Genomic DNA, 17796 nt, shown 5'->3' on the forward strand with positions numbered 1-17796 from the left:
GCCAGACGGCGCAGGGAGACTGGGCGGAGTGCGAAGCGAGCGGCCGACCGTCTGGCAGCCCGCTCCGTTACCCGCGCATCCAGGATCGCGCAGCCCTCGGAGGAGTGTCGCCGCCATGATCGAATAGAAATTCAGCGAATGGGTTGAAGCGACAACTACCTTGACAACCACCGGGCGCGACCTGTGCGACGGTGGGCGGGTGCTAACCCTGCGTAGCCTTGCCGCTGAGCTGGCCGCAAGCCTGGGCGAGCTGGTGCACTAGGCGGGGCCGTCTGTAGTTGAGTGCGCACCGCAACGGGTGGCCGCAGCTAGGAAGACCATAGGCTGAACGTATAAGGCCACGTGGTCGCCCCCTGTTGCTTGAGCCCGACCCGTTGCTTAGCCCTCTAGCGAGATCGCGGTGGTTCACTAACTGCGGGAGCTTTGATAACGAGCCAAGTCTTCCGCAGTGATTGTCGATGCCTCCGCGAGTGTATAGTGCAGTTCTTGAACAATGGAGACTTCGTTGCCGTCAAAACATAACTCAAACAAAGCTATAACGTTATCGTCCATGAACTGTGCGCTAACGGGTCGCGCGATGCAGTTGCGGTATCTCTGCTGTGTCTGGCAAAAGACAGTGTCTTGGATTGTTTGAATAACACCAAGGAAGTCTCTGCCTCCTTTCGCCTGCACTGGGACAATATATTGGGCGCCCTTTGAATCAACACCTATGTAAAGTTCATCGATCTCGATCTGGCCATAGTTGGGAATGTTCGTGCGCAAATGATTTTGAAGACTATAGGCCGCAATTCCCAAGAAGACGTCAATAAGACGATTATACCGGATCTTGGCGAGCAAAGCCTGTTCGTCGCTCAAGGCGTACTGCGAAATTATCTCCGGCGTAGCGTCCGGTATTTTACGTACCATTAGCCCGCGCGCAGGAAGTATTTGACTAAGTCTGCTTAATTGAAAGCGATAGCGTGCATCGCCCGCCCCAAGTATAAGCCACGATAACCCGTCAGGCTGCGTGTCCAAGATACTGGAGGGCAACGGCTTGCGATAACGAAACGTATAGATGACATCCCCAATATTCCGTGGAGACTTTACGCCCAGATGCTCTGCAGCCTCAGGGATTTCGTCTCGGTCGAATTCAAAACTCGTACTCTTAGAATCCCAATTATTGAAGAAAATGTGTTCAATAATCTCATCGTATGCCGCCATGGGACACCTTTGTACCTATGCGTTCGCGTTCGATATCTTCTTGTTTGCGTTTCCGCGCGCCGCTTTTTTGATCGCGTCTATTCGGAAGTCGCTCTACGCCGAAGCGTGCAGCCGCGCTTGACGCATCCAAGCGCAACAGTTCCGATTCACCAAGCTGGATAGCCTGCCCGTTTGTTGTAACATCCACGCCGAGCGTGCTTATCACGGAGTTAGCGATCGCCCGTGCCAGCGGGGGCGGAACTGCGTTGCCGATCTGTCGAGCTCCGTGCCATTTGGTAACGTGAAACCTGAACCAATCTGGAAAACCATGTAGCCTGGCCATTTCCCTTACGGTAATGCAACGGCTGTAGTTATAGTGGATTGGCCGAGGACTGGTGAACGCGCCCCGTGCACCGTCTGTCCCAGCTCGGAGTGTGTTTGAGACTCCCTCTGCATCCAACTTGTAAAAGCGGCTTATTGGCTCTACAGTACCTGGCTTAGTCTCGCGGAAGCGCTGGCGGGAAATACGGGTATGCTCAGTTCTTGCGCTCGCTGTCAGTAGCTCGCGATTCCAGTCTCTCTTAACGCCATAATGCCAAGCGTCGCCCGTGATGCAGCGCAACTGTGCTGCATATTGGGAAGGCGTCCCAAAACGAATTGTCCTTACAGCATCAGAAGTGAGCAGAGTTTGATACAGGTCCGCGTCAGGTAAATCTTGTAACGCGTCCGCACATGTCGGGCAGTTTGGTAGAAACGAGCGCTCACCGATGCGTTCCGCTATGCTAGTCGTTGCTGCGGGATACTTCGGCAAAGGTTCTCCCTTGCGGGTGCCTAATAGGAATAGTCGCTCGCGGAACTGTGGGGTTCCGTAATGAGCTGCGTTTAGAACCCGCCATGGTAAGCGGAGCTCGTACCCAGCTTCCTCAAAAGCAGTTACTAGCTCGCGCAAGAAAGCTTTATGTCTTCCTACCGTTAACCCTTTTACGTTCTCAAAAACAATTCTTCTTGGCTTCAGCTCATACACAAGTCGAACAAAATGGAGTACGAGCTTGTTGCGTGGATCGTTTAGTAGGCGATGTCCGATGAGAGAGAATCCTTGGCAAGGCGCGCCGCCGAACACGCAGTCAATTTCGCGCGAGCCGATGCCAGTCAACTCTCGCAGCGATTGGCCCGTGAGGGTTTCCACAGAACGCGGAATCGCGATAGTCGTGGGAAAGTTGTAGCTATGCACAGCACAGTGGATTGGGTCTATGTCAACAGCACCGACGACGTCGAAGCCAGCTTGTTCAAAACCGAGTGACAAACCACCCGCTCCCGCAAAGAGGTCAACACCGATAGGACGCACGCCTCAGGTACTCCGGTTTCCGAAAGTCTATTGATCGCCAAGATAGGCGCGCAACACTCGCGCAACATGGGCGGTATCGGTAGTTTCGCATTGCCAGATGGTGGCGACTCGCCAGCCTAACTGGGTCAACGCAACAGCTACTCTCGCGTCGCGCTTTCTGTTAGTTTCGATCTTGTTCACCCAGTATTCGGTGCGCGATCTTGGGGGGCGGCCGTACCTGCAATCGTGGCCGTGCCAGAAACATCCGTGAACCAGTATCACGGTTTTCCAACGGGGAAGAACTATATCTGGTTTTCCGGGCAAATCTCTCCGGTGCAAACAAAATCGATAGCCCATTCGGTGTAGTAGCCGCCTGACGGTGAGTTCAGGCCCTGTATCTTTTCGTTTGACGGATTGCATAATCCGTCGTCGTTGCGCGGGTGTTCTTGTGTCAGTCACGTCGGTATGGTGCATCGTCGGGGGTCAGATACACAGTTGATGCAGTAGGTTCCCCGCCGCCAACCGTGGTGGACTGGATCAGGTGAGTATATCGCACCCTTGCAGTGCGCGGGTCCGGCCGACGGCAGAGCGTCTACCGCCGGCGACAGTAGTCCGGGAACGGCAGGGTGCGCGAGCGGTCGGTCTCGTCGGTGGCGTAGCGTCCGCCGCTGTAGCGGGGGCAACCCCGGCCGAGGCCCCGGCCAACCAAGATAGCGGCGATGTCGCGTCCGTCGTCCAGGCGACAGACGCCAACCTCGCGGTCGTACGGGCGCTCACCGGTCAGGGTGCAGTTCAGCCGGTTGCCCGCAACGATGCGCTGCATGGCATCGCGTGAGGTCCTGCCCCATTGCTCGCCAAGCTCGGGTGCCGCAAGGCCCTGAAGCCTAATGGCGACGCGAGACACGACTATGGTATCGCCATCGCGCACGTGGTCGGCGCGGCTGGTCGGGGTCTCAGCAGTCGCGAGCGCTGGCAGTAGCGCTAGGAGGACGAGGAGGATAAGGGTTAGGTGCACTTGCGTTTAGTCACGCGAGGATTAGACGTCAATTGCCTCTTGCGTCATGCGCGAGATATGGCTGATAACTTCTATGACTTCGTATTTGCAATTGGTAAAGATTCCAGTGTCTTCATCTCGGACCTGATAAATTCTCAGCTTTGCACTGATTGAGTCGCCCGGTGCGATTTTGATCTTATGGGCGAAAAAGTCGTTGTAGAAAGCTTGGTCCAAAACAGGCGCGGAAATCTTCACGCCTCGCCAAACAAACTCCCACTTTCTTGTTCCACGCTCTAGAATGGCCCTCAAAATGTGCAAGTCGGCTAGTTCGATGACAGATCTTTGATTATCTTCAATCTCGGGTGGGTTAGAAATTAAGGCGAACCTAGCCCGCGGGATAGAGATGAGTGGCCAGAGATCATCCATGCTTGGAGTAAATGCCAAGCTTTCTACATACTTATCTTTCTCTACTGCGTCGAATGCCTTGCCGATGCTGCGCTTGAAACTGTCTATCTTTTCCGCCGCCTTAACGGCTTCGTGTACCTCTCTAGGAACAATTACTTTTGTGTCGCCTTGCTCAATTATAACTTCCTGCTCGTTAACTATAACGTTGACCGGGGCATCTGGCGCCAAGGTGTGTTGATATACATAAGAAGCAATCACCGATAGCGCGACAGCTTTAAGGTTGTCTTTAGAGAAGAGGTTTCGGGCTTCGGTATATAGGGTTCGAATCTTTGCCTTAAAGCTACCTTCACCGAGAGCTTCAACGACAACTTCAACATCGTAACCGGGGTTAACAGCCGCGTTGGCCGACTTTACCGCATCGGCGATGGATACCAACGTTGACGCAAGAGTATATGCGTTGATTCTTTTAGGCGTTCCGCCAAAGAAGATTACGAATTCTTCTTGAAACTGGGCAATCTCAATTACATCCACCTTGACATACCCTGATAAAGGCATTGTTGTCTTCAGAACGGAAGCAGCGCAACCGCTCGTCGGCGGATGATGCCGCTCGGCAGGGTGGTGGTCAAGCGTCGGGGTGATTGTGGGCGCCCGCTCAGCAGTGCTGGTTCCTGGGCCACTGCCCACAACTGGGGGTCCCCCGATGCAGCGTTACGTCTACAACCAAGACCGCCCCAACGTGGCACCCGTTGCGATCTCGGAAGACCTTACCTGGGTCCAGGTTGAGGACAAGTACCCGGCGGAGCTGGACTGGCAGGTGCTCAAGGAGGACGACGACCAGTGGTAAGTCCTTGAGGGCGGCCGCTGGGAGCAAATCTCGGTGCCCTGGTAGCCCGCGACTGCCAGTGACCCGAAACGCTGATATGGCAGGTTTTTTTGTATCGTAATCTCGGGGTTCCATCCCTCAAGCTACCACAATGCCCGCCTACGTCCCGGACCATCACACCAATCTGCGCCTTGTTATCCCGGTGCTGGCGCCGGACGCCAAGGTCCGTGGATATCAATTGGTGCCGATTGCTTGCTGACGCGTGGACGAAGCCTTGGGCGCCTTGTCGGTAACGGTTGTCAAGTCCCCCAACCATTCGCCCATCATCTACGACACAGAGCTGGACCCGGACCTGCCCGAGGCCCGGTTCGGGCTGGGCGTGCTGGCGCACCGCGACGGCCAGCTGGAGGCGGCGCGACAGCACTACGAGCAGGCGCTGGACGGGGCACCGGGCAATCGCCGGTATCTCACCAACCTTGCAGGCGTGCTGCTGGACCTGGGCGAGCACCAGGCGGCGCTGGCGGCCTACGAGCGGCTGCTGGCCACGCCGCCCCGCCCGCTGCTGGCCCGCCTGGACGCCGGCAAGGCCGCGCGCCGCGCCGGCGATCTGGAGCGCGCCGCCTGGCACCACAGGCAGCTGGCGCGGGGCCTGCGCCGGCCCGGCGCGCTCGAATCCGGCGAGAACGCCGCCCAGTGGACCTTCGGCACCGGCGCGAAGGAGGTGACCATGGACACCCCGGCCAGCAAGCGCGCCTACGCCCTGCTCACCGTCGCGCTGACCCGCTTCCTGGCCGGCGACCCCAGCGGCGCCGGGGAACTGGTGCGCCAGGCCGCCGCATCCCCGGAGCACCGCCGCGCCCTGGCGGTGCTGGCGCGCGACCTGCGCGCGCTCACCGGCGCGCGGCCGGAGCTGGGCGCACAGGTCGAGGCGTTTCGAGAGCTGCTGGACGCACCGGTCCCCCTGCCCCAGGGTGCTGACTGACGGCGGCGTATCCGGGGGCGACCTCGCGACGTTCCGGGCGGTGCACCGGCACGGGGCACCTGAGCCGGCGGCACAGCAGTGCTCCGCGTCAGGCCACGGCGCGCAGCTGGCCGGGGGTGGCGGGCGCCGCCGGCAGGCCCAGGTCGAGCGTTTTGAGATCGGCGCCGGCGCGGCCGGCGAAGAGCCGCAGGTCCGCGGCGATGAGCGACCAGCAGTAGGGGCCGATGCGCTCGGTGTGGCCCGTAAGCTCGGTCTCCACGCGGATGCGCGGGGCGCGGTAGAAGAGCCGGATGCAGAGGGTCAGCGGCTCGCCCCGCTGCTGCTCCGTCAGCTGCTCGGAAAGCCCGGCGGCGCCGTCGCGGCGGGCACCCGGAAAGATGTTCACGGTGAGCTCCACCAGGTTGGTGGCGAAGCGCGGCGTGCCGGTCTCCACCCGCTTGAGGGTGCAGTTCGGGTCCCGGCAGCGCTCGCGCAGCGCGAAGGTGAACTCGCGCTCGAAAAACACGCAGAATGCGTGCTCCACGTCCTCCAGGTGGCGCTGCACCCGGCGCAGTCGCTGCGGATAGGGCTGCTGGTCGCGCATCTCCTCGCGGATGACCTTGCGCAGCCGGTCGAAGCCCTTGGGCAGGGCGCCGGAATGGAAGCCGCGGGACATGAGCGCCCGCACGCTCTCGCCGTGGTGGCCGACGGCGGCGGGCTCCACCGGCAGCGGCTCGGCGCCGTCCACCGCGGGTGGGGCCTCGTCCGCCTGGCTCGCGTCCGCGAGGCCCGCGCGGTGGTTGGCCTGGTAGAGCTTCCAGTTCTCTTTCAGCTCCCAGACGAAAAAGCCGAACAGCCCCGGCAGCAGCACGATGGTCAGGGTCACCAGCGGATAGGCGATGACCTTGGGCAGCACGGCATCGCTCATCTCCAGGAAGGCGGCGGTGATGGCCGGCAGGAACGGCAGCAGCAGCTTGTGGCCGATGCTGACAATGGGGAAGTGCTTCACCGGGTTCACCTGCGGCTCCACCAGCACGGTCACGTAGAACTGCATCAGGGCCTCGGCGAAGCGCCACAGGGGCGCCAACAGGGCCTTCAGGGCCAGGCTCGGCAGGCGCTCGCCCAGGTGGTGGATGAGTGCCTCGTCCACGCGGTGCAGCAGCTGCGAGAAACCGCGGGTGACCTCCTTGAAGAAGGTCAGCAGCGATTGGATCAGGCCGATGAACAGCGCCTGGTTCAGCCGCCGCATGTAGAGCCCGAAGCGGGTGCTGAGGTTATCCAGGAAGCGCCGGCCCGCCGGCGTGTTGCGGGCCAGGGTGCCGAGCGCGAAGGCGAGACCGGCCAGCCACAGCCCGGGCTCGATGGGCACCTCCTCCACGAACACGGCCAGAAAAATGATGGGCGCCAGCGGCAGGGTGCCGATCAACAGCGGCTGCACGATGTTGCGCCCGACCCCGCGCACGAGGCCCGTGCTGAGCAGCTCCGCCATGGGCCGCCAGCGCATGAGGCGGCTCAGACCGTCGTAGAAGATGAAGCGCAGGGTCGCCACCAGCCCGTGCCACAGCGACAGCGCGATGTGCCGGCCGATGCCGGTGTGCATGACGATGTTCACCAGCCCGCCCAGCAGCATCACGTCCGTGAAGGTGGCGAGCTGGAAGCCCTTGTCGTGATGCGGCAGCAGCTCCAGCAGCAGGTCGATGCTCTTCAGGATCAGGTAGGCGGCACCGAAGGGCACCAGCAGGTAGCGGGAGACGATGCGCCCGGGCCCGGTGCCGAACAGCGGCGCGCTCAGCTGCTGCAGGCCCTTGATGTAGATCTCCCCGGGGCGGTACACACCGGGCAGGGCATCGGCGGCGGTGCGGTCGAAGCGCGCCAGGCGGTCGCCGCGGAAGAACTCGGACAGGGTCGGGTCCGGCAGGCGCAGAATATTGCGGGCGACGATGTCGCGCACGTCGGTGAACTTGAGATGCCGGCGCTGCTTGATCACGTCCAGCAGCTCCAGCTGCATCTTCTGCGCGGCGACGTTCTCGCGATGGTCCCGGGGCACGAAGTCCGCCTTGCACATGGCCTGCTTGACGCGCGGCATGATCTGCTCATCCAGGCGCGCACTGACCCGAAAGGTCAGCCTGTCCAGCACGCGGGCGAACCGCTCCAGGTCCGTGATGGGCCAGGGCATCTCCTCCAGCCGGGCGCGGGCCGTCTCCATGGCCCGCAGCGCCTTGAGCAGTGACTGGAAGGGCAGCGGCTCCATCAGCCGCCGCCGCCCCAGGCTGAACAGCCAGCGGACGAAGCGCAGGCGGTAGTAATCGCTGCGGCTCTCGGACAGCACCTGCTCCAGGCAGGCGAGCAGGGTGCGTGCGGGTGCGGAGCCGAAGCGGCGGCGGTCCTCCGCGGCGAGGCGCCCGATGAGCCGCCTGAGCTCGGCGGCGGTGGCCAGGTCGAGCTTCCACTTGGCGGCGAGCAGGTCGGCGAGGTGCTCTTCGGCGCCCTGCTCGCGCTCGGCGATGGCCAGGTCCACGGCCGCCGGGGCGCAGCGCGCGGGGCGGCTCATGCGCTGGGCGAGCCGGCGCGCATCGGCGAGAAAGCGCAGCTCCACGGCGAAGTGGCCTTCGAACTCCGCGCGCTGGGCGCAGCCGACGGCGTACTCGAACAGCGCGAGCCCGAGGCTGTGCCAGCGCATGGCGAGACCCGGCGCCGGCGCGAAGCCGATGTCGTCGAGCCCGGGCAGGAACAGCAGCCGTGCCGCGAGCCGGCGCAGGCCGTTGCCGAGATCGTCGCGCAGCCGGGCAAGCCAGCCCCGGCGCCGGCGCACCCGCGAGCCGCGCTGAAGCGCCGTCAGATAGTGCGCCTCCAGCGACGGCGGCAATGCCTCGTCCGACCCGGGGCGGGTGCTGCCGGGGCCGTCGCTGCGCTCGCAGGGCTCGGTGCCCGGCGCCGCGTCGGCAGGCCACACCTGGGCGGCGTCGGCCACCGCCATGGGCCGGTCGGGGTCCGACGCGCCGAAGGGCAGCCCCGTGGGCAGCAGCGGCGGCGCCGCGGGCAGGTCGCCGCCGCCCGGGCGGCTCTTCACCAGCAGCAGCGGCAGGCGGCCGTCCGGACCCGGCTCGGGCAGGTCCAGTCCACTGGCGGCGAGCCAGGCGTCCACCGCCGGCCAGACCTCGATGGCGGGGAAGCAGAAGCCGCGGGCACCCGGCGCGAAGTAGCGCAGCCGCACCACCATGGCGGCGAAGGTGCGCGTGAGCAGGTCATCGTCCCAGATGGGCAGCGTCAGCCCGTCGCGGTCCAGCACCTCGCGCACTTCGGCGAAGGCGTGGTCGCCGATGAGGGCACGCAGGGCATCGGCGCCGAAGCGCTCGGTGTCGTCGTTGTCCTCGCGGGCGTTCTGCCAGGCGCGGGCCACCTCGGCCTCGAAGCTGCGCGCCCAGTAGTCGTGGCGCAGCCGGGCGAAGGCGCCCTCGCCCGCCGCCTGGGTGGTGGGGCTCGGCAGCAGCACCACCCAGCTGGGCAGGCGCAGCCCCTCGATGACGGACAGGGCCTCGGCGTTCTCGGTCTCCAGGCCGTACAGGAAGGCCTCCCGCTCCATCAGGTAGTACGGCAGGTCCGGGATGGGCACGCCGCGCCCTGCGGCGCCGAGCTCTTCCTCGATGAGGCGCTCGATGGCGCGCGCGTGGAACAGGAAGACCCCCTCGGCGGGCTTCAGGATCTGCTGCCGGAAGGCCTTGGCGCTGGTTGTCGGCATAAGTGCAGGAATTTGCGCCGATATTGCCGGGATCAACAGACGCGGCTTCGGCCGCGTCGGCGCCCGGCGCCGGGATGACCGCATGGTAACCCTGACCACCGTCCCGCGGGTATCCGTGCGTGCTCGTCGGCACCCGGCGCCTGGGCACGGGTGCAGCGCTCGGGTCGGCACCCGCAGCCGTCGCAGTGCGCGCGGGCAGCGGTCATGAGATGCAGTGCCCGGGCAGGCATGCTAGGTTGCGGCGCACGCTGCCGAGCCCGGCGCCGGAGCGGCCACGGCAGCGAACCGGACGTACAGCAGGACTGACGTACAGCAGGACCAAAGCCATGCCCGATTTCGACAACAACGCGGTTATCGCCACCTTCCTCGTTTATCTGGCCCTGATGCTCGGCATCGGCATCTGGGCCTACCGCAGCACCAAGAGCTCGTCGGGCTATTTCCTGGGCGGGCGCACACTCGGCCCCTGGCCCGCGGCCCTGTCCGCGGGGGCCTCGGACATGAGCGGCTGGCTGCTGCTCGGGCTGCCGGGCTTCGCGTTCCTGTCCGGGCTGGAGTCGCTGTGGCTCGCCGGCGGGCTGCTGCTCGGCACCTGGCTCAACTGGCTGCTGGTGGCCCGTAGGCTGCGGGCCTACACCTACGCCGCCGACGACGCGCTCACCATCCCGGAGTTCTTCGCCAACCGCTTCGGCGATCCCAGGCACATCCTGCAGGCGGTGGCCGCCTTCTTCGTGCTGCTGTTCTTCCTGTTCTACACCAGCTCCGGGCTGGTGGCGGCGGGCAAGCTGTTCGAGACGGTGTTCGGCTTCGACTACGAGCTCGCCGTCGTCGTCGGCACCCTGTTCGTGGTGTCGTACACCCTCTTCGGCGGCTTTCTGGCGGTGTCCTGGACCGACCTGGTCCAGGGGCTGCTGATGGCGGCGGCGCTGCTCATCGTGCCGGTGATGGCCATCAGTGCCGACGGCGGCGTCGGGCCGCTGGTGAGCACACTGACCAACCACAACCCGGAGCTGCTGACCCTGTGGCGGGACAACACCGGCGAGGCGCTGAGCGTCATTGCCATTGTGTCGCTGGCGGCCTGGGGGCTCGGCTATTTCGGCCAGCCGCACATCCTGGCCCGCTTCGCCGGCATCCGCTCCACCGCGGACGTGCCCATGGCCCGGCGCATCGCCGTCAGCTGGACCGCCCTCAGCATGGGCGGCGCGGTGCTGGTGGGACTCGCCGGTGCGGCCTGGATCCAGACCAACGCCGGCGGCGAGCTGGGCGACGCCGAGACCATTTTCATGGTGCTGGTGAACGCGCTGTTCCATCCCGTCATCGCGGGCGTCCTGCTGGCGGCCATCCTCGCCGCCATCATGTCCACCGCGGACTCGCAGCTGCTGGTGTCGTCGTCGGCGCTGGCGGAGGACTTCTACCGCAAGCTGCTGCGCCCGCAGGCGGCGCAGTGGGAGATCGTGGCGGTCGGCCGCCTCGCCGTGGTGGTACTGGCGCTGATTGCGCTGCTGCTGGCCTTCGACCCCGAGAGCACCGTGCTCGGCCTGGTGGGCTACGCCTGGGCGGGCTTCGGTGCGGCCTTCGGCCCGGTGCTGGTGCTGAGCCTGTACTGGCGGCGCATGAACTGGGCCGGGGCGCTCGCGGGCGTCATCGTCGGCGGTGTCACCGTGGTGGTCTACAAGCAGCTCTCAGGCGGCCCCTTCGGCATCTTCGAGCTCTACGAGATCGTCCCGGGCGTGCTCTTCGCGACCCTTGCCATCGTCGCCGCAAGCCTGCTGACGGCGGCCCCCGCGCCGGCGGTGAGCGGCGGCTTCGACCGCTTCCGCGCCGGCCTGATGAAGGCGCGGGCGGGCGAGCGTGCCGCGGTGGCGGGCTGAAGTCCGCCTGCCCCGGGGTGCCGACTGAAGTGGGCGTACCCAGGGCGACGGCCCAGCTGTTGCCGCAGGGCTGCGCCAGCGCCGCGCGCCCGTTCGGGCTCAGTGAATGCTGGGCGTCTGCCGGTCGCGCTCGATGGCGAAGTCGAGCCCAGCGAGCACCTCGTGGTACTTCTCCACCAGCTCCACCTGGTCGCTTGCACCGATGAAGACCTGGGCGAGCTCGAAGCTGTACTGATCCTGGCCCTGGAGCTCCTTCAGGTGCTGGCCCGGCTCAACGGCGATGCGGACGACGGTGCCCGGCTGGCGCTCGGTGACGGCAGCGATGGCCGCCGCATCCGGCACCCGGGTGACGCGGCCGGCATCCGGTGTGCGCACCATGAAATGCCCGGCGACATTGAAATGACCGGCCCGCTCCAGCGGCGCCGGCTTGCGACCCAGGGCCAGGTCCAGCATGACCGCGTGGTGGGAGATGCCCGCCACCTTCTCGAACATGTCCGTGTGTGCCTGGGAGATGCGCGGGTTGATCTCCAACAGCCAGATATGGTCTGCGCTCTGGTCGTAGTACAGCTCCACGTTGAAGGGGCTGTCGTCGAGGCCGATGGCCCCCACCGCGAGCCGGGCGACGTCGATCATCCGGTGCTGGATCTCCAGCGGCAGCGACGACGGATACTGATAACGGTTGAACGATGAACCGCCCGGGTTGCGGACGCTGTCGATGACGCCGTAGACGACGACATTGCCCGCGTGCACATAGCCCTCCAGCGTGCACTGGGCACCGCCGATGGGGGTCTCGGCGACAAAGGTCTCGGGCATCTCCACGATTTCCGCCGGCAGGTCGAACATCCGCAGCAGATCGCGGAAGGGCTCCACGATGCGCGACTGCCCCCGGCGGCAGATGTCCATGACGCTGCGGAAGTGGTATGCGTCGCTGATCTGGAAGGCCAGGTACGACCGGAAGGACTTGATGGGCTTGATCCAGAACGGCGGCATCAGCTGGAGCCTGCCGTAGGCATCGTCGTCCATAGGGTCGAAGGCGCGGAACGCGGGGATGTGCTGCGACACGGCCTTCTGCTGTTCCAGGCGGCTCCAGTATTTGTGCTCGCACTTGAGCATCGGCGTCAGCGCCGGCCCCGGCAGGCCGAAGCGCTCCGCAAGGATGGGCACGAACAAGCTCCCCGGGAAGTCCCAGTAGGACGCCACAGCATCGATGCGGCCCTCGAAGCCCTCCATGGTGCGCACGGCCTTGTCGATGAGTGCGGGGACATCGTAGCTCGATACGTGGCGGATATCGCTCACGTCGAGTGCGGCATGGAATTCGCACTCCCGGGCCGTGGGTACCCGCTTCAGCTTCTCCAGGTTGAAGGGGTCGAGGCCGACGATGAAGACGTTGCGTTTTGGCATGTTGGGCTCCCGGTTGCATCGGTCCTCCCTGCGGTGGCTGCATTTTGCGGCGGGCGGCGACGCGGCCCTGGGCTCGCCCACCCTGGCGGTCACATCAGATCGCGCGGGATGGCTTCGTCCCAGCTCTTCGCAAATACCCGCACATCGCCCTCGTAGGCATCCAGCGTCGCGCGGATCAGGAAATGCGTGGGCGTGGACGTGAGCACGGTGCGGGTGACGCTGCGCACGGACCAATCGTCGGCGCCCGCAACGCCGGTGCGCTCGAAGCGGCGCTCGTGCACCACCTCGCCGCGCACGCTGTCGTAGCGCTCGTTGCTGTAGCTCCAGCACTCCTCGACGTTGCGCCCGAACGCCAGGCCGATGTCGTCCAGGCGCACTCGGGCGTCGTTGTTGACCACGTCCAGGGCCACCTCGTTGGTGGCCAGGTTGTGGCGGACGGTCCAGTGGCGCTCCGCCGGCACCAGCAGGGTGTGCGCGGGCGCCGGCGCCGTGCGCGGCTGGCCCAGGTCGCGCAGCTCGGCGTCACCCGGGCGTGGCTCGCGCACCGGCAGGAACAGCCGGCAGCCTGCGGTGTAGAGCGTCAGGCGCACCGGCGCAGGCGGCGGCCAGGCCAGCGGGAAGTAGGAGCTGGAGACGGCGAGCCGGATGCGATGCCCAGCGAAGAAGCGCTGGCCGATGTCGTTCAGCTGCACCCGCACCCGATACCGGTGCCCGGGCGTGAGCGGCTCGGGGCTCTCGTGGCCGTCGCGATGGGTGAGGTTCAGCACGCCGAAGGTGACGCGCGTGGCGCGGTCGTCCGGGCCCATGTCGGACAGGCGCACGGCCACCATAGCCACCGGCTGGTCGGCGGCCAGCTCCAGCTCCACCTCCGGGGCGCCCAGGATGGACAGGTCCTCCGCCAGGGGCTCGGTGTCGAACACCAGCGCGCCGCCGTCCTCCAGGCGCTGGTCCGACGGCAGGTCTGTGGTCTCGGCATAGGAGCACCACTTGCCGGCGAACAGCCCGACGCTTAAGGGGCTCTTGATGCTGAGCGCCGCGCCGGCGGGGCTGGCGCCGTCGTCATCCGGCACCAGGGCCGCGCGGGCGAGCCGGTAGGTCTGCTGCGACACCTCGGGGCTGGGCCAGGTGGACTCCGCCACCCAGCGGCCGGTGGTTTCGGGCGAGAAGGGGTCGCGGCGGTCCAGCATCCAGGCGCGCAGCATCGGATCCTGCTCGACGCCGCGGTCGATACCCTTGAGCCACTGGTCCCACCAGCGCACGCATTCACCCAGGAAATCGATGGCCGGGCCGGGCCCGCCCATGTGCGGATACTTGTGTCCCCAGGGCCCCACCAGCCCGCGCCGGGGCACCGACAGGTGCTCCAACAGCCGGAACACGGTGTTGGAGTAGCCGTCCGCCCAGCCGCTCACGGCCATCACGGGCACTTCGATGGCGCCGTAGTCCTCGCACACCGAGGCGTGCTTCCAGAACGCGGTGCGGCGCTGGTGCTCAAGCCAGTGCTTGATCCAGAGCCCGCTGCCCTCCAGGCGCTCCAGCCACATCTCCCGCCAGCGCGGGCCCACCACGTCCGGGTCCGGTGGGCAGGAATTGAAGCCGAACATGGTGGAGGCCCAGGACAGGTTATCCGTCAGCAGGCACCCGCCCATGTAGTGCACGTCGTCGGCATAGCGGTCGTCCGAGGAGCAGACGGAGATGACGGCGCCCAGCTCCGGCGGCTGAAGGGCGGCGATCTGAAGCCCGTTGAAGCCGCCCCAGGACAGCCCGAACAGCCCCACCTTGCCGCTGCACCAGGGCTGCGCGGCGATCCAGCGCAGCACCTCCAGGCCGTCCTGGAGCTCCTGCTCCAGATACTCGTCCCGCAGCACGCCCTCCGAATCACCGCTGCCGCGCAGATCCACGCGCACGCCGGCATAGCCGTGGCGGGCGAAGAAGCCGTGGACCTCGGCGTCGCGAACGGCCTTGTGATCCCGCTTGCGGTAGGGAATGTACTCCAGCACCGCCGGCACCGGATTGGTCTCGGCATCCGGCGGCAGCCACAGCTTGGCCGCCAGCGAGCAGCCGTCTGATAGCGTGATCCAGACGTTGTCGATGACCTGCGGCTCGCCGCTGGAGACGGGCTCATTGGACAGGCCCGGATGCTCAGACATGCGCTGTCTCCCAAGTCTTTCCCGCAGGCGCCCGCGCTCGCCAAGCCGTGCGCAAACCGCTGGCGTCGCCGAGCGCCCATCGGATCGAAGCCTGATCACAGCATAGCAATCGGGCCGGCGCTTGAGGCTGATACCGAGCTGCGCGCACTGCCTTCGGCGGCACGACCTTGGTCCACCGGCACTGCCGGAAGCTCCGATCCGCCGCCGGGTGCAGGGACGGCCGCGTGCATGTCCACGCCTTCCTGCCCTGCCTGATCCAGGGGCTGCCTGCCGAGGCCACGGCATCGTGCCGGGGCGGTTGCGGGGCTCGTGCTCAAGCTCGGCCCTTCACGTGCCCAGCGAGCAACAATGTCATCAGGCTCTGCGGTGACCTCGCCCGCACCTCTACGCCGCGCCCCCCGGCACCACGCTGCGGCGCACAGCTCCGCCCCACCCAGAAACCGCCAGCAAGCTCTGGGTAATACCCCGAACCTGCTCAGTACCACTTGGAACAGGCTCAGCAGACTGTTTGGCTGACTTTACAGTGCCGAATGGAGTTGGCGCTTGGTGTCTGCGACATAACTGTCTGTTGTCGCGCCGCTATATCTCCAGTTACGACGACGGCCGATGCCTTACTCAAAAGCCCATGGACTCCTTAATCAGGCTGTCTCCCATTGCCATTTGAGTAATAGTCCTGTGCTCTGTAACTGCATGCTTACAACTCCTTGATCTGCATTGCAGCCCGGCACGGCAACGACCAGCTCGACCCCGCGCTTCACCACCTTCCATCGCCTGGATTGCGCCATCGGTGACGCCTTGCGCCCGTCCCATCAGTATCGGCATGGCTGTTGCTGACTCCGTCACGCGGGACCGCCACTGCGAACGCATGGCGCTGTCCAACTTCGGAAGACCAAACGGGGGGCATGCGCTCGATTGCGCCCGCCCCGAAGCCGAACAGCTTCCGTCAAGTCCGCTTCCAACAGGCAATGGAGCAAGCAATGAAATCAGTGCTACTGGCTATCGCGGTGGTGACCGCGGCAGCGTCCACGAGTGCCCACGCGTTGATCCTGACCGCTTTTGGAGGGTTCGTTCAGACCACACACAGTGGGTTCCCTGACGCACCCGAAGACGATCCGTTTCTCTACTGGGGTTGCGGGGACCCCGGCGCTTCTACCGGCGATCCGCTCTGCACCAGTGTCAGCTGGGGCAATCCGACAGGGGAAGGCGGTCCGTTCGATGGTCAAAGCGCGGCGTCGATCAATGTCTTCGGGAAGACCATCGGCACCGTGGAAGCCCCCGGGGCCGAGCAAGACACGCCTCAAATAAACCAGATCGTGATCGACCCAAACACGCTCGGTGAAGCCTTTGTGCTGGGCACGCTGACGCACTTCAACGAGCCGATCACCGGTGACCCCGACCCCGATCCCGATACCGGTCTGGACAACGGTTTCATCGGCACTGTCAACGTCGAATATGACTTTTCTATCAGCGACGGTTTCTACACTGAGGATTTCTCTGAAGTCTTCGAACTGGTTTTCAACGAGACGCTGAACTCTCTGACCGGCGACGATTGTCCGACTGAAGTCATCAACGGCGAGTGCGCGGACAGCTTCCAATTTTTCGGCGCCGACAGCATCGACTTCACCCTGGGCACGCAGAAGTATACGATCGAAGTGATCGGTTTCTGTGACACCGATGCCCTCGAAAGCTGCGATCCCGACGGTCTCTTCATCAGCGCCGAAGGCGAAGACAACGTCGGTTTCGTTCTGGAGGTCAAGCAGGTACCTGTCCCCGGTGCCTTGGCGTTGGTCAGTGCCGGTCTGATCGGTCTCGGCTTCGCACGCCGCCGGCAGATGAAGGTCTGACGACACGGCGCCGCGCCGTGCCTGCCGGGTGCAAGGGACCGCACCCGGCAAGCCCGGACCGACCCACCGCCCCCTGGTGTCTTGACCGCCCTGCACTGTCTCAGGACTTACGCGCCGTATGCAGCGGCGTTCGCCTGATCCCAGAGCACCCGCCCGGCACTGACACTGGTGCCCATTGATTGGTCCGCCGCTGAGCGCCCCGTGCACTCCTTCTGTGTTCAACAGCGCGCCGATTTCGGCGCTGCCGCTGGCTTCGGCAGCCCGGATGTCACCATTGCGTTGACGCGCTGTTGCGAGCCGGACTGGCTCGTTTCGCAGGCACTGGACTCGCTCACCACACAGGAAGGGGTCTTGGCCGAGGTTCTGCTTCTGGATCAGACGCCCACCCCCGCACTCGCCGACCACTGCGCAGCGGTACAGCAACCGCGATGCGACGTCCGGTATCAGCAGATCCCGAAGCGCTCTCTCTCCTACGCCAGAAATCGCGCGGTGGCAAGCGCACGTGCAGACAGTATTCTGTTCCTGGATGCCGACGCCGTCGCATCCCCCGGCTGGGCGCACACGCTGCACGCGGCCCTCGCCGGCGACACCGTCGGGCTCGTCGGTGCCCGCATCCTGCCCACCTGGCACCGGCAGCCCCTGCTGCTCGCCGCGGCAGCCGTGGTGCAGGACCAGTACTCGATCTTCGATCTCGGCAGCACCGCGCGGCCGTTTCATCGGGTCGTCGGCGCAGGCTTCGGCCTGCATCGCGGCAGACTGGGGGATGAGGCGCGTTTCGACGAGCGCCTGGGGCGACGCCCGGGCAGCCTGCTCGGCGGGGAGGAGTCGGACCTCGCGCGCAGGGCGCTCGCACGCGGGCTCAGAATCCTCTACGAAGGCCGCGCCGTGGTCCACCATCAGATTCTGCCGGAGCGGATCAGCTACCGGTGGATCCTGCGCCGGATGTTCTACGCAGGCCTGAGCCGCGCGCTGCTGCGCGGCGCGCCCAGCCCGTCGCGTGCGCTGGCGCTGACCGATTACCTGGCACTGCCGGTCGTGCTGCCGTTCTACGGCGCCGGCTATCTCGCCGGCAGGATGCAGGGGCACGGCCACCTGCATCAGGCCCGCTAGG

The 17796-nt window shown here is 65.3% G+C and carries 13 protein-coding genes; 5 read left to right on the forward strand and 8 right to left on the reverse strand.

The features are described 5' to 3' along the window. Positions 1-408: 408 nt before the first annotated feature. The 5 genes from QZ607_RS12855 to QZ607_RS12870 all read right to left on the reverse strand — a co-directional run bounded on the left by QZ607_RS12855 (position 409) and on the right by QZ607_RS12870 (position 4586). Positions 409-1200, reverse strand: a complete 792-nt coding sequence (locus tag QZ607_RS12855) for a hypothetical protein (protein ID WP_295883183.1) — start codon at positions 1198-1200, stop codon at positions 409-411. Then, positions 1184-2524, reverse strand: a complete 1341-nt coding sequence (locus QZ607_RS12860) for a DNA cytosine methyltransferase (RefSeq protein ID WP_295883185.1) — start codon at positions 2522-2524, stop codon at positions 1184-1186. The genes QZ607_RS12855 and QZ607_RS12860 overlap by 17 nt, the downstream gene beginning before the upstream one ends. A 27-nt stretch (positions 2525-2551) precedes the next feature. Further along, positions 2552-2977 carry a very short patch repair endonuclease gene (locus QZ607_RS25855; RefSeq protein ID WP_367268186.1) on the reverse strand — a complete coding sequence of 142 codons (426 nt, stop codon included), beginning with the start codon at positions 2975-2977 and terminating at the stop codon, positions 2552-2554. A gap of 118 nt (positions 2978-3095) precedes the next feature. Further along, positions 3096-3518 carry a thermonuclease family protein gene (locus tag QZ607_RS25860; protein ID WP_367268187.1) on the reverse strand — a complete coding sequence of 141 codons (423 nt, stop codon included), beginning with the start codon at positions 3516-3518 and terminating at the stop codon, positions 3096-3098. A gap of 21 nt (positions 3519-3539) precedes the next feature. Further along, positions 3540-4586, reverse strand: coding sequence for a hypothetical protein (locus QZ607_RS12870; protein WP_295883189.1), 1047 nt, complete (start codon positions 4584-4586; stop codon positions 3540-3542). Positions 4587-4602: 16 nt separating this feature from the next. Between QZ607_RS12870 and QZ607_RS12875 the strand changes: the two genes are divergently transcribed. Next, positions 4603-4746 carry a hypothetical protein gene (locus QZ607_RS12875; RefSeq protein WP_295883193.1) on the forward strand — a complete coding sequence of 48 codons (144 nt, stop codon included), beginning with the start codon at positions 4603-4605 and terminating at the stop codon, positions 4744-4746. A 241-nt stretch (positions 4747-4987) separates the two neighbouring features. Then, on the forward strand, positions 4988-5707 hold the full coding sequence (locus QZ607_RS12880; protein ID WP_295883196.1) for a tetratricopeptide repeat protein: 720 nt from the start codon (positions 4988-4990) through the stop codon (positions 5705-5707). Between the two features lie 88 nt (positions 5708-5795). Here the strand turns inward: QZ607_RS12880 and QZ607_RS12885 are convergent, their stop codons facing one another. Next, positions 5796-9425, reverse strand: coding sequence for a sulfite exporter TauE/SafE family protein (locus QZ607_RS12885; protein ID WP_295883198.1), 3630 nt, complete (start codon positions 9423-9425; stop codon positions 5796-5798). A 326-nt stretch (positions 9426-9751) separates the two neighbouring features. Between QZ607_RS12885 and putP the strand changes: the two genes are divergently transcribed. Further along, positions 9752-11293, forward strand: coding sequence for a sodium/proline symporter PutP (gene putP / locus QZ607_RS12890; RefSeq protein WP_295883201.1), 1542 nt, complete (start codon positions 9752-9754; stop codon positions 11291-11293). A gap of 99 nt (positions 11294-11392) precedes the next feature. On the opposite strand, the gene QZ607_RS12895 is transcribed toward putP, so the two are convergent. Beyond that, the gene (locus QZ607_RS12895; protein WP_295883203.1) at positions 11393-12694 is read right to left on the reverse strand and encodes an ATP-grasp domain-containing protein; all 1302 of its coding nucleotides are present in this window, start codon (positions 12692-12694) and stop codon (positions 11393-11395) included. Positions 12695-12783: 89 nt separating this feature from the next. Continuing rightward, positions 12784-14841: a CocE/NonD family hydrolase gene (locus QZ607_RS12900; RefSeq protein ID WP_295883206.1), complete on the reverse strand. Its 2058-nt coding sequence runs from the start codon at positions 14839-14841 to the stop codon at positions 12784-12786. Positions 14842-15818: 977 nt separating this feature from the next. Here QZ607_RS12900 and QZ607_RS12905 point away from each other — a divergent pair. Both QZ607_RS12905 and QZ607_RS12910 read left to right on the forward strand, forming a co-directional pair. Continuing rightward, a complete protein-coding gene (locus QZ607_RS12905) occupies positions 15819-16685 on the forward strand; it encodes a THxN family PEP-CTERM protein (RefSeq protein ID WP_295883208.1) in 867 nt (288 codons plus the stop codon). 201 nt (positions 16686-16886) lie between these two features. After that, positions 16887-17795 (forward strand): glycosyltransferase, encoded by a 909-nt coding sequence (locus QZ607_RS12910; RefSeq protein WP_295883211.1) that lies wholly within the window; start codon positions 16887-16889, stop codon positions 17793-17795. Position 17796 lies beyond the last annotated feature (1 nt).

Source organism: uncultured Thiohalocapsa sp. (assembly GCF_913063425.1).
Taxonomy (GTDB): domain Bacteria; phylum Pseudomonadota; class Gammaproteobacteria; order Chromatiales; family Chromatiaceae; genus Thiohalocapsa.